Origin of the sequence: Castellaniella sp. (genome assembly GCF_034007085.1) — a bacterium.
GTDB lineage: Bacteria > Pseudomonadota > Gammaproteobacteria > Burkholderiales > Burkholderiaceae_B > Castellaniella.
This window is the reverse complement of the sequence record NZ_JAVERO010000013.1, coordinates 1-12,846: the sequence shown is the minus strand read 5'-3', so window position 1 is coordinate 12,846 and position 12,846 is coordinate 1. Positions and strand designations below refer to the sequence as shown.

Genomic DNA, 12,846 nt, shown 5'->3' with positions numbered 1-12,846 from the left:
CTCCGGCCGCGTCCCGCCCTCACACTCAAGACATCAAGGAAACCTCATGCAGCAATACCGTCGCACCCCTGCCGGGAGGCCACCATGCAGGTAGGCATCCCCCGTGAAACCCTGCCAGGCGAAACCCGAGTCGCCGCCACCCCGGAAACCGTCAAGAAACTGGTCCAGGCAGGCCATCGCGTGCGAGTCGAACGCAACGCCGGATCGGCCGCCCGCTACCCCGACGCCGAATACGAACGCGCCGGTGCCGAACTGGCCGACGCCAACGCCGCCCTGGGCAGCGAACTGGTCCTGAAAGTACGCCGTCCGGACGCCGCCGAACTGGGCCGCATGAAACCGGGCGCCGTGCTGCTCGGCATGCTGGATCCCTTTGACCTGGACGGCCTGCGCACCCTGGCAGATGCGGGCCTCACGGCCTTTGCCCTGGAAGCCGCGCCGCGCACGACCCGGGCCCAGAGCCTGGACGTACTGTCGTCCCAGGCCAACCTGGCCGGCTACAAGGCCGTGCTGCTGGCCACCCAATACTATGGCCGCATCTTCCCCATGATGATGACTGCCGCCGGCACCCTGAAGGCGGCCCGCGTGGTCGTGCTGGGCGCAGGCGTGGCCGGCCTGCAGGCGATCGCGACTGCGCGCCGCCTGGGCGCGGTGGTCGAGGCATCCGACGTCCGGCCAGCCGCACGCGAACAGGTTGAATCGCTAGGCGGGAAATTCATCGACGTGCCCTACGAGACCGACGAGGAACGCGAAATCGCCGAAGGTGTGGGCGGCTATGCCCGCCCCATGCCGGCGGCATGGATGGCGCGCCAGGCCGCCCTGGTGGCCGAACGCTGCAAACAGGCCGATATCGTGATCACCACGGCCCTGATCCCCGGCCGCCCGGCCCCGACTCTGATCCAGCCGGACACGGTCGCCGCCATGAAGCCCGGCGCAGTGCTCGTCGACCTGGCCGTGGAACGTGGCGGCAACTGCCCACTGTCGGTGCCGGGTGAAGTCATCGACCACAACGGCGTCACCCTGGTCGGGCTGACCAACCTGCCGGCCCTGCTGGCGACCGACGCATCCGCGCTCTATGCGCGCAACGTGCTCGATTTCCTGAAACTCGTCATCGACGCCGAGGGCCGCTACGCCCCGCCGGTGGACGACGACATCGTCAACGCCTGCCTGGTCTGCAAGGACGGCCAGGTCCTGAGGAGCGCCTGATGGAAGCCGTCAACCCGACCCTGATCAACATCATCATCTTCGTGCTCGCCGTCTACGTGGGCTTTCATGTGGTCTGGAACGTGACCCCGGCCCTGCATACGCCCCTGATGGCCGTGACCAATGCTATTTCGGCCATCGTCATCGTCGGCGCCATGCTGGCGACCGGATTGACCGAGGGTGGCCTGGCCCAGGCCATGGGCGTGCTCGCCGTGGCCTTGGCTGCCGTGAACGTCTTTGGCGGCTTTCTGGTGACCCAACGCATGCTGGAAATGTTCAAGAAAAAAGAACGCAAGGGGGGCCAGGCATGATTTCTGCCAATCTCGTCACCCTGCTCTACCTGGTCGCCTCGGTCTGCTTCATTCAGGCACTCAAGGGCCTGTCGCACCCCACCACCTCGCGCCGGGGCAACGTCTTCGGCATGGTCGGCATGGCGATCGCCATCCTGACCACGGCCGCGCTGATCGTCACCCTGGCGCGCGACGGCGCCACCGCCACCGGACTGGGGCGCGTGATCCTGGGCCTGCTGATCGGCGGGGCCATCGGCACCGTGCTGGCCCGCAAGGTCCAGATGACCAAAATGCCGGAACTGATCGCCTTCATGCACAGCATGATCGGTCTGGCCGCCGTCGCCATCGCCATCGCCGTCATCGCCGAACCGCATGCCTTTGGCATCGCTGCCGACGGCGCCCCAATCCCCGTGGGCAACCGGCTGGAACTGTTCATCGGCACTTTTGTCGGCGCCATCACCTTTTCGGGATCGGTCATCGCCTTTGGCAAGCTGTCGGGCAAATACAAGTTCCGCCTGTTCCAGGGCGCGCCCGTGGTCTTTCCCGGACAGCACCTGCTGAACCTGTTGCTGGCGATCCTGATGCTGGCCTGCGGATTCTGGTTCATGGCGACGCAGTTCTGGCTGCCGTTCATCACCATGACCGCCATCGCCTTCCTGCTGGGCGTGCTGATCATCATCCCGATCGGCGGGGCCGACATGCCGGTGGTGATTTCCATGCTGAACAGCTACTCGGGCTGGGCAGCAGCGGGGATCGGCTTCTCGCTGAACAACCCGATGCTGATCATCGCGGGATCGCTGGTCGGCTCGTCCGGTGCGATTCTGTCCTACATCATGTGCAAGGCGATGAACCGGTCGTTCTTCAACGTGATCCTGGGCGGCTTCGGCGCCGAACCGTCCGCTGCAGGCGCTGCGGGCGACGGTGCGCAGCGCAGCGTCAAGTCCGGCAGCCCGGAAGACGCCGCATTCCTCATGGGCAACGCCGACACCGTCACCATCGTTCCGGGCTATGGCCTGGCCGTGGCGCGCGCCCAGCATGCGCTGAAAGAACTGGCCGAAAAGCTGACCGCCCAGGGGGTGACGGTGAAATACGCCATCCACCCAGTGGCGGGCCGCATGCCGGGGCACATGAACGTGCTGCTGGCCGAAGCCGAAGTCCCCTACGACCAGGTGTTCGAGATGGAGGACATCAATAGCGAATTCGGCCAGACCGATATCGTGCTGGTGCTGGGGGCCAACGACGTGGTCAACCCGGCAGCCAAGAACGACCCGAACTCGCCCATCGCCGGCATGCCGATCCTAGAGGCCTACAAGGCGCGCACGGTGATCGTCAATAAACGCTCGATGGCGGCAGGCTATGCCGGCCTGGACAACGAACTGTTCTACATGGACAAGACCATGATGGTGTTCGGCGACGCCAAGAAAGTCCTGGAAGACATGCTCAAGGCCCTGGAATAGGCCAACCCCACGGGAAAGCCCGGGCATGCGGGCTTTCCCCCAACCCTGGAATGCCGATTCCAGGGTTGGATCGTTTAGAATCCACCCTGTCGCAGTCAATCCACCGCGCAGCAGCGCAGCATCCTCGATCATGGCCTTCCAGGAAGACGATCCCTGTCTGGTATCGCAACCACTCGCAATCAGTTCCATCCTGCAGGGCCTGCTCAGCCAGCGGGTGCTGGTGCGCCTGGACGTTCCCGGAAAAGCCGTTTCGATCATCTCCACCCTGCTGGATGTCAATGCGAAAGCCGGCACCGTGCTGCTGGACAACGCCTCCGAAGACCAGATCAACACCCAGCTGCTGCGCGCGCCCGCCGTCCGCCTGCAAGGCACGCTGGAACGCGTGATGATCGAATTTTCCGGGCCGCTCAAGCCCGCCATGCACGAAGGCAAGCCTGCGCTTTCAATGGCCTGGCCCACCCAATTGCGGCGCGTCCAGCGGCGCGAGTTCTTCCGGGTCGATATCCCGGCCAGCAACCCGGCCTACTGCCTGATCGAAGACGCATCCCTGCCCGATGGCCAGGCCCGCTTCCGGATCGCCGACATCAGTGCGGGCGGCCTGCAGCTGGTGGACCGCGACAACCTGCTCACCCAGACCGCCATCGGCACGATCTTCGACGCATGCACGCTGGAACTGCCGGACACGGGTGAACTGGACGTGGCCCTGCGCGTGCTGCGCTCCACCCACCTGACCCAGGACAACGGCAAGCCGCAGCACCACGTCGCCTGCCGCTACTTCAACCTGCCGGACAAGCTCCAGATCGCCATCCAGCAGTACATCGGCACCCTGGAACGCGCCGTCCTCGCCCGCCGCTGGGGCGTCGAATAGGGGCATGCTTGCCGACGGGATTGGCCCGTGAAAGGCGTACCCAGTAAAGCACCCAGTAAATATATCGATTGAATATTTACTGGGTCTGTGGAATCATCCCGTATCGGGTTCATCCAGCATCCTGAACGGCACCCATTCATGAACGCTTCCACCTGTGACATCGCCATCGTGGGCGGCGGCATCATCGGCCTGAGCTGCGCCCTGTACCTGCGCGAAGCCGGATACGACGTCGTCGTGGTCGAACGCAACGACCCCGCCAGTGGCGCCAGCCGGGGCAACGCCGGCGCCCTGGCCTTCGCCGAGATCCTGCCGCTGGCCTCGCCGCGCATCATCCGCAAGGCGGCCCGCTGGCTGTTCGACCCGCTGGGGCCACTGAGCCTGCCCCCTGCCTATCTCCCGCAGATCGCGCCCTGGCTGCTGCGCCTGTGGCGGGCCAGCTGGCCCGCCCGCTACCAGGCCAACATCCAGGCACAGGTCGCCTTGATCGACCTGGCACAGGAAGAAATGCTGGCCATGCTGGCCCGCACGGGGCTGGACCATCACCTGCATACCGAAGGCGTGCTGGAAGTCTACGAAGGCGCCACGCGCTTTGCCGCCGCCCAGGAAACCGCCCGCCAACGGCGGGTCTACGGCATCGAGAGCCAAGCCGTCCAGGGGGCCGAACTGACCGATCTCCAGCCTGGCCTGTCGCCCCGGTTCACCCACGGCATGCTGGTGCCCCGCTGGCGCAATGTCGACGACCCCCAAGCCCTGGCCGTGGACATCGGTCTGCAGGCGCAAGCGCTTGGCGCGCGGCTGCTGCGCCACGAAGTCCGGGCCATCGAACCTGCCGCCGACGGCGGGCACCTGCGGCTGGCCGACGGCGCCACGCTGCAAGCACGCCGTATCGTCATCGCCGCAGGTGCCTGGTCGCACCAGCTGAGTCGGCCCCTGGGCGACCCCATCCCCCTGGAAACCGAGCGCGGCTACAACACCACGCTGCCACCGGATGCGCTGGACCTGCGGCGTCAGATCACGTTTGCCGATCACGGTTTCGTGATTTCGCCACTGAGCTGCGGCATCCGCGTGGGCGGCGCCGTTGAACTGGCCGGCCTGAAGCGCCCGCCCGACTATCGCCGTGCCCAGGCGATGCTGGACAAGGCCAAGACATTCCTGCCGGCGCTGCGCACCGAAGGCGGCGAGCAATGGATGGGCTTTCGGCCCAGCCTGCCCGATTCGCTGCCGGTCATCGGCCGCGCCCGGCGCCATCCGGATATTTTCTACGCCTTCGGCCACGGGCACCTGGGCCTGACACAGGCGGCCGCCACCGCCCGCCTGATCCGCGACCTGGTCAACGGCCAACCGCCTGCCATCGACCTCACTGCCTACCGGCCCGACCGTTTTTTCTGAGGACATCCCATGCATCGCATCGCCATCCTGGATTCCCACACCGGCGGAGAGCCGACCCGGCTGGTGCTCGACGGCTTTCCCGATCTGGGCACCGGATCCATGGCTGAACGCCGCCAGCGGCTGGCCGAGCGGCACGACCACTGGCGCAAGACCGTCATCCTGGAACCGCGCGGCAACGACGTGCTGGTCGGTGCTCTGCTGTGCGCCCCGGTGGATCCCGGCGCCACCGCCGGCGTGATCTTCTTCAACAACACGGGCTACCTGGGCATGTGCGGTCACGGTACCATCGGCCTGCTGGCTTCGCTGGCCTGGCTGGGCCGTATCGAGCCGGGTGAGCATCGCATCGAAACGCCGGTCGGCACCGTCACCGCCACCCTGCACGACGACGGCTCGGTGAGCGTGCGCAACGTGCCTGCCTACCGCCATCGCAAGGCGGTCGCCGTGGACGTCCCCGGCCACGGCATCGTCCACGGCGACATTGCCTGGGGCGGCAACTGGTTCTTCCTGGTGGACGCGCCCGACCGGGTCGTCCCCGGAGCCGATCTGGCCGAACTGACCGACTACACCTGGGCGATCTGCCAGGCCCTGGACGCCCAGGGCATCCGGGGGCGCGGTGACGCACGCATCGATCATATTGAACTCTTCGGCGCCGACGAGGACGCTGACAGCCGCAATTTCGTGCTGTGTCCCGGCAAAGCCTACGATCGCTCGCCCTGCGGCACCGGTACCAGTGCCAAGCTGGCCTGCCTGGCGGCCGACGGCAAGCTCGCCCCGGGACAGATCTGGCGCCAGTCCAGTATCATTGGCAGCCAGTTCCAGGCCAGCTACGAACCGGGCGAACACGGCGAAATCACCCCGACGCTGCGAGGCCGCGCCCACATCAGTGGCGAAACCACATTGATCCTGCAGGACGACGACCCCTTCCGGTGGGGCATCGAGTCCCGCCCCTGACTTTCCGCGACATGACTTCCACCCCGCCCACCGTCAAGATCCGAGCCACCGAGGCGGCCTACGACCGCATCGAACAGATGATCGCCACGCTGCAGCTGGAACCCAACCAGCCCATCGTGGAAAGCGACCTGATCCAGATGACCGGCCTGGGTCGAACCCCCATCCGTGAGGCCCTGATGCGGCTGATCGCCAGCGGCCTGATCGAACAGCAACCCCGGCGCGGATTGCGCGTCAGCGAAATCCGCATCGCAGAGCACCTGATCCTGATCGAGACCCGGCGCGTGCTGGAACGACTGATCGCGGGGTCAGCGGCCCGCCGCGCCACGGCAGGACAGCGCACGGCCCTGCTGCAATGCGCACACGACATGACGGAAGCCGCACGCCAGGGCGACCTGGCCGGCTACATGCATGCCGACCAGGCCCTGGACCGTGTCATACACGAAGCCAGCCGCAACCCCTACGCCGTCCAGGCGGTCGTCCCGATGATCATCCAGTGCCGGCGTTTCTGGTACGCCTACCAGCACGAAGGCGACCTGGACCGTGGCGCGCGCTGCCACCTGATGCTGGCCGAGGGCATCCACGCCAACGACCCGGACCGGGCCATCGCCGGCGCGGACGCCCTGATGGACTACCTGATGGAATTCACCCACACCGTCATCGAAGGGTGAATCAGTTCACGTACCAGATCGTCTTGACCTGCTGGTACTGGTCCAGGGCTTCCAGGCCGTTGTCGCGGCCGCCAAAGCCGGACTGCTTGTAGCCACCGAACGGCGTGGTGATATCGCCTTCCGAAAAACCATTGACCGACACGGTGCCGGCCTGGATCGCGCGCGCCACACGCTGCGCACGACCGATATCACGGGTGTACAGGGACGCGGCCAGGCCATAGTGGCTGTCGTTGGCCAGTTCAATCGCCTCGGCTTCGGTCTCGAAGACCGAGATGGCCAGGATGGGGCCGAAGACTTCCTCGCGGAACAGGCGTGATTCACGCGTGACGCCATCGAAAATGGTCGGCTCGACATACCAGCCGCTGCCCAGATCCGCATGGATCCGGCCACCGTGCGCCAGGCGCGCGCCCTCGCCCTCGGCGCCTTCCAGGAAACTGCGCACCTTGTCGAAATGCGCGCGCTCGACCATGGGACCGATCTGCACGGACTCGTCCGTCGGCAGGCCGACTTTCCAGGTGGACAGACGTGCACGCAAACGGTCGAGCACGGCGTCCTTGATGCCGGCCTGGACGATCAGGCGCGATCCGCAGCTGCAATTCTCGCCCATGTTCCAGAAGGCTGCGGCCAGCACGTGATCCACCAGACTGTCCAGATCCGCATCGTCGAAGATCACCTGAGGGCTCTTGCCGCCGCATTCCAGGACGATTTCCTTCAGATTGCTCTCGGCGGAATATTTCAGGAAATAGCGGCCGACCTCGGTGGAGCCCGTGAAAGACACCACATCCACGTCCATGTGGCGGCCCAGCGCTTCGCCCACGACTTCGCCCAGGCCAGTCACCAGTTGCAATGCCGCCGCCGGAATGCCGGCCTCGTGAGCCAGCTGGGTTATCCGGTAGGCGCTCAGGGATGTGAGTTCAGCCGGCTTGACGATGACCGAATTGCCCGCCACCAAGGCGGGAGCGACCTTCCAGGCGTACATCTGGGCCGGGAAATTCCAGGGCAGCACAGCGCCCACCACACCGATGGGTTCCTTGACGATCAGGCCAGTGGCGTCCGGCCCGGTCGGGGCGATACGCCCGTAGCATTTATCGATGGCTTCCGCATACCAGCGAAAGGTCTCCAGCGTGGCCGGCAGGTCCGTGTTCAGGCATTCGGTGATCGGCTTGCCCGCATCGACGCAGTCCAGCGCCGCCAGTTCCTCGGCATGCGCCGCCAGCAGGTCCGCCCAGGCCAGCATGATGCGCTTGCGTTCGGCCGGCGCCCGCTGCGACCATTCGCCGGACTGGAAACTGGCGCGCGCCACGCGTACCGCGCGCTCGACATCGGCAGCCGTACCCGATTCAATGGTGCCGATGACGCTGTTGTCGATCGGCGTGATGTTGTCGATCCGCGCCCCCGGCGCATCATGGCCGGGGATCAGGTGGCCCGCCCACAGGCTGCCCGCACGGGCCTGGGCAAAAATCTGTTCCTTGGTCTGTGACATCGTCTCCTCCTCAGCCCTGATAGGCATCCAGCAGCGCCAGGAAGACGCGTTCGTCCTGTTCCGACAACGGCACCAGCGGCAGGCGCACCGGGCCAGCCTCGACACCATGGCGGCGGCATCCCAGCTTGGCCTTCTGGTTGTAGTCGCCGGATTCCATGGCCAGAATCACCGGATACATGCTGCTCATCAGACGGCGGACTTCGTCCCAGTGGCCGTCGCCAGCCGCCTTGACCATGGCAGCCTGCTCGCCCGGAAAGACATTGGCGCCACCGCTGATCCAACTGCGCACGCCCCAGAACAGGAAATCGGCGGCCATGTCGTCCGAACCGCTGATGATCTGGAAATCCGGGATATTGGCCTGGATCAGCGCCAGGGCGCGATTGAAGCTGCCGCTGCTTTCCTTGATGCCGACGATGTTGGGGATGCGCGCCAGTTCGACCACCGTGTCCACGGCAATCTGCACCCCCACCCGGGCCGGGAAGTCGTACATGATGATGGGCAGTGAAGTGGCCTGGGCAACCGTGCGGAAGTGCTGCACGATCCCCGCCTGCTCCGGCAGGCTGTAGGGCGGCGTGGCCAGCATCAGGCCATCGTAGCCCAGGGATTCGGCCTGGTGCGCGTTGCGGATGGCCTGCGGCGTGGACAGGGCATTGATCCCGGCAATCGCCGTCACACGGCCCCGGGTTGCGTCGGCCACCGTGCGCAGCACCAATTCGCGCTCATCGTCTTCCAGCGCATAGTATTCGCCGGTCGTGCCGCAGGCCACGATCCCGGCAACGCCGGCAGCGATGAAACGCTGCACCAAGGTGCGCAATGCATCCACATTGACACGGCCATCGGTCGTGAACGGGGTGACGATGGGAACCAGGACTCCTTCGGTTTTCATGTGCATTCCTAAAAGCGAGAAAGACAGCCTGGGCAGCCCCCAGGCCAGGGCGGGGCGCGCAGCCCCGGAATCAGAATCAGAAGCCCAACAGAAATTTCCGGCGAACCAATGCCGACGATCATGGTCTTCAGGCCCTGGCCGGCACGCAGTTTTTCCAGCCGCGCCTTGCCGCCGCCCTGATACAGCCAGGCCTTGTAGGTGTCCGGCCCCATTCCCCCCGGAAAACCCGAAACAATGGCATTTTCCGGATCGCTGCGACCAGCGTGCGAAAAATCTTCTTCGTGGTCTCCCTCTTGATTGGACTGCGCGCCGGACGGACATTAAACGCGCTGCCGCCAGTCTAATATTCAATAAATATATTTACAACATGTTCAGGGTAAACCCGGATACGCCTCGCACGAAAGGCGCATCCGGCGGGCCAGTGAAGATATGCTAGGCTTGCTCTCCTTGAATCAAAGAAGCCACGCGATGCCAACCATACGCATCGAATAGTTCGAGGGCCGCAGCTACCCGGTTATTCCTGTCCCACCAGGCGCTCGACTTTCTGGCGCAATTCAGGGTTTTCGCGCACGGCGCGGCTGATGCCGTTGTATTCGGCGACACTCATGCCGCCTGCCTCGACCTGATCCACCATTTTCTGATCAGCCTCGACACGCAGCGCCTGCCGGGCCGGTTCGTCCCGGGCGGATTCCAGCTTGGGCTGGTATTCGGCCGCCACGACGCTGACCTTGCGCACGGCGGCGGCATAACGCTGCAACTGCTCGTCGGTCGGCCGTTCGACGGCCTCGTAGGCCGCTTGGGCTCCGGCCATCCGGGGCGCCGTCAGCGGCCCCGCCAAACCCAGCGCGATGACGGAAGCGGCCAGGAAGCCCTTCAACACCTGATTCATCCTGTACTCCTGTGTGGCGTGATCGACCGTTTCATCATCACGGCGAAACCAGGACATTTCAAGTTTCTCGATGTACAGTCCTGTGTCATCATGCCACCGCTCGCCACCGGTACCTGGCGTACTCCAATCCGGCAGGCGCGCACCCACTCCCAGGAAGAGACATACATGGATACGGATTTCTGGCTGCAACGCTGGCAACAGGGACAGACCGGCTTTCATCAATCCCGCGTCATGCCCCTGCTGCAGAAGCACTGGCCCGGTCTCGGCCTGCCGGCCGGCAGCCGGGTGCTGGTGCCCCTGGCCGGCAAATCCTTGGACGTCGCCTGGCTGGCGCAGCAAGGACATGCCGTACTGGCCGTGGAACTTTCACCCATCGCCGTCGAACAGTTCTTCAAGGACCATGGCCTGCATCCCGAGATCCAGCCCACACCAGAAGGCACCCTGTACCGGGCCGGGCCGATCGAATTCCTGTGTGGCGACATCTTCAACCTGACGGCCGCAACCCTGGCCCGCTGCACGGCCTGCTACGACCGCGCCGCCCTGATCGCGCTGACCCCGGCGCTGCGCGCGCGCTATGCGCACCATGTCTACGGGCAATTGCCTGCCGGCTGCCGCACGCTGCTGCTGACCCTGGACTATCCACAGGCCGAAATGGACGGACCGCCCTTTTCCGTGCCCGGAGCCGAAATCCAGGCGCTCTACGGCAGCCGCTGGCACATCGAGCCGCTGGAAACCCGCGATGTCCTGGCCCAGGAACCCAAATTCGCCGCACGGGGCGTGTCCCGCATGCAGACCGGCGTCTTCCGCCTGACAGCTGCCTGATCCCCGCTGTCCGACCATCCCCCATGCTTGGCACGTGCCAAAGAGCGGCTGACCATGTGGGCATGGCCTGCCGCTGCCCCCAGCGCTGCAACGCCCTGGATCCATGCGTTTTTTACATGGAAAAAACCGCTTTTTCTTGATAAAGAAAATGCTGAGGCGTTTATTGCCTACAACTGGGCCGATCAAAGCACCAGGGTTTTCCCTAGTATCGAGGGTATTGTGTTCACAACCGGCATACGTCGCCACACCCTCATGAAAAATCTCAAGATCAGTACGCGGCTGGCCGCGGCTTTCGGCTTTATTCTGTTTTTGGCGCTAGCCCTGGCGCTGATCGGTATCTGGAACTCCGTCAACACTCAAGCAACCATCGGAGAAATCCGACAGCACCGTCAGGCCGGCCAATTGATGGATCAATGGGCCCGGGCCGTCGACATCCGGGCCAACCAGGTGATGGCCTATGCCCTGGTCTCGGACCCGGACATGATCACGCATTTCAAAAAAGAGATCGACGAGGCCACGACCAGGATCAACGAATACACCCGGCAGGCCGATGCCCTGTTCACGGCCGACGAGTCCCGGCGCCTGTTCCAGCGCATCATGGACGAACGCCCCCGCTACCTGAAGACCCTGGACACCATCTACAAGGCGCTGGACAACCACCAGGCCATGGTCGCCACCGACATCGTGCGCGAACAGCTGCCGGAAATCAACAGGACCTATATCGGCCACATCGAGGCACTGCGCACCCACCAGATGGAACAAATCGCCCTGGCCCAGCAGCTATCGGCCGACCAGGCCGCACGCAGCAACCGCATCCTGATACTGGCCACGATCCTTGCCCTGATCCTGGGGCCGCTGTTCGCCTGGCGCGTCATGCGCGCCATCACCCATCCGCTGCGCCGTGCGGTGGCAGCCGCCGAAGCCATCGCACAACGCGACCTGACCCACGACATCCGGGTAGATTCGAACAATGAGTTTGGGCAACTGCTGGGCGCCCTGGACACCATGACCCGCAACCTGCGCGACGCGCTGGGCGAAGTGCGCATCGGATCGGATGCGATCGCCTCGGCCTCGGCGCAGATCAGCGCCGGCAACCTGGACCTGTCTTCGCGCACCGAACAGCAGGCCAGTTCCCTGGCCGAGACCGCCGCCACCATGGAGGAAATCACCGCCACCGTGCGCCAGAACGCCGACAACGCCCAGCAGGCCAACACCCTGGCTGCGGCTGCCGCCAAGACCGCCACCGACGGCGGCGCCATCGTGGCCGAACTGGTCTCCACCATGGGCGAAATCGACGCACGGTCCCAGCAGGTCGCCGATATCATCGGCGTCATCGATTCCATCGCCTTCCAGACCAACATCCTGGCCCTGAACGCCGCCGTCGAAGCCGCCCGCGCCGGGGAACAAGGCCGCGGCTTTGCCGTGGTCGCCTCCGAAGTCCGCGCCCTGGCCCAGCGATCGGCCGGCGCCGCCAAGGAAATCAAGACCCTCATCGACACCTCCGTAGAATCCACCGCCAAGGGCAACGACCAGGCCGCGCGCGCCGGGGCCACCATGCAGGACATCGTCGACAGCATCAACCGCGTCACCGACATCATGGGTGAAATCAGCGCGGCCAGCCGCGAACAGACCACCGGCATCGAGGAAATCAATTCGGCCATCACCCAGATGGACGACGTCACCCGCCAGAACGCCAGCCTGGTTGAAGAATCGGCCGCCGCCGCCAGCAGCCTGCAGGCGCAGGCCGACACCCTGGCCCGCCTGGTCGCCACGTTCAACCTGAACCAGTCCGATCCCGCCAGCACCGGCGCCCAGACCAGGGATCAGGCCCGTGCGCACGCCAGCGCTGCCGCCTCGGCGGGCGCGGACACCGGCGCCGCGCGTCCGGCACAACCTGCGCGCCTGCCCTCGGCCCCGGAAAAAGTCGTCAGCCCCGCTCCGCA

13 protein-coding genes are annotated in these 12,846 nt (G+C 65.3%); 9 read left to right on the top strand and 4 right to left on the bottom strand.

All coding sequences use genetic code 11. The annotated features are described in order from the left end of the window. Nucleotides 1-84: 84 nt before the first annotated feature. The 7 genes from RBR29_RS02560 to RBR29_RS02530 all read left to right on the top strand — a co-directional run bounded on the left by RBR29_RS02560 (nt 85) and on the right by RBR29_RS02530 (nt 6,823). Complete coding sequence (locus RBR29_RS02560; protein WP_320346934.1) at nt 85-1,203, top strand: Re/Si-specific NAD(P)(+) transhydrogenase subunit alpha; 1,119 nt, start codon at nt 85-87, stop codon at nt 1,201-1,203. Further along, complete coding sequence (locus tag RBR29_RS02555) at nt 1,203-1,511, top strand: NAD(P) transhydrogenase subunit alpha (RefSeq protein ID WP_320346932.1); 309 nt, start codon at nt 1,203-1,205, stop codon at nt 1,509-1,511. The genes RBR29_RS02560 and RBR29_RS02555 overlap by 1 nt, the downstream gene beginning before the upstream one ends. Next, nucleotides 1,508-2,947 carry an NAD(P)(+) transhydrogenase (Re/Si-specific) subunit beta gene (locus RBR29_RS02550; RefSeq protein WP_320346930.1) on the top strand — a complete coding sequence of 480 codons (1,440 nt, stop codon included), beginning with the start codon at nt 1,508-1,510 and terminating at the stop codon, nt 2,945-2,947. Before RBR29_RS02555 ends, RBR29_RS02550 begins: the two co-directional genes overlap by 4 nt. A 130-nt stretch (nt 2,948-3,077) precedes the next feature. Beyond that, nucleotides 3,078-3,815 (top strand): flagellar brake protein, encoded by a 738-nt coding sequence (locus RBR29_RS02545; RefSeq protein ID WP_320346928.1) that lies wholly within the window; start codon nt 3,078-3,080, stop codon nt 3,813-3,815. Nucleotides 3,816-3,953: 138 nt separating this feature from the next. Continuing rightward, complete coding sequence (locus RBR29_RS02540; RefSeq protein ID WP_320346925.1) at nt 3,954-5,204, top strand: FAD-binding oxidoreductase; 1,251 nt, start codon at nt 3,954-3,956, stop codon at nt 5,202-5,204. Nucleotides 5,205-5,213: 9 nt separating this feature from the next. After that, nucleotides 5,214-6,155: a 4-hydroxyproline epimerase gene (locus RBR29_RS02535; RefSeq protein ID WP_320346923.1), complete on the top strand. Its 942-nt coding sequence runs from the start codon at nt 5,214-5,216 to the stop codon at nt 6,153-6,155. Between the two features lie 11 nt (nt 6,156-6,166). Further along, on the top strand, nt 6,167-6,823 hold the full coding sequence (locus RBR29_RS02530) for a GntR family transcriptional regulator (protein ID WP_320346921.1): 657 nt from the start codon (nt 6,167-6,169) through the stop codon (nt 6,821-6,823). A 1-nt stretch (nt 6,824) separates the two neighbouring features. Here RBR29_RS02530 and RBR29_RS02525 read toward each other — a convergent pair whose 3' ends face one another. The 4 genes from RBR29_RS02525 to RBR29_RS02510 form a co-directional block, all read right to left on the bottom strand. After that, nucleotides 6,825-8,306, bottom strand: coding sequence for an aldehyde dehydrogenase (locus RBR29_RS02525; RefSeq protein WP_320346919.1), 1,482 nt, complete (start codon nt 8,304-8,306; stop codon nt 6,825-6,827). A 10-nt stretch (nt 8,307-8,316) separates the two neighbouring features. Next, nucleotides 8,317-9,192: a 4-hydroxy-tetrahydrodipicolinate synthase gene (dapA, locus tag RBR29_RS02520; RefSeq protein WP_320346916.1), complete on the bottom strand. Its 876-nt coding sequence runs from the start codon at nt 9,190-9,192 to the stop codon at nt 8,317-8,319. Between the two features lie 8 nt (nt 9,193-9,200). Then, nucleotides 9,201-9,404: a hypothetical protein gene (locus tag RBR29_RS02515; RefSeq protein ID WP_320346914.1), complete on the bottom strand. Its 204-nt coding sequence runs from the start codon at nt 9,402-9,404 to the stop codon at nt 9,201-9,203. Between the two features lie 302 nt (nt 9,405-9,706). Then, entirely contained in the window at nt 9,707-10,081 is a 375-nt protein-coding gene (locus RBR29_RS02510) for a DUF4168 domain-containing protein (protein ID WP_320346912.1), read from the bottom strand. 165 nt (nt 10,082-10,246) lie between these two features. Between RBR29_RS02510 and RBR29_RS02505 the strand changes: the two genes are divergently transcribed. Beyond that, the gene (locus tag RBR29_RS02505; protein ID WP_320346910.1) at nt 10,247-10,903 is read left to right on the top strand and encodes a thiopurine S-methyltransferase; all 657 of its coding nucleotides are present in this window, start codon (nt 10,247-10,249) and stop codon (nt 10,901-10,903) included. Between the two features lie 252 nt (nt 10,904-11,155). Beyond that, the coding region (locus RBR29_RS02500) for a methyl-accepting chemotaxis protein (RefSeq protein ID WP_320346908.1) at nt 11,156-12,846 on the top strand (1,691 nt) is incomplete at its 3' end.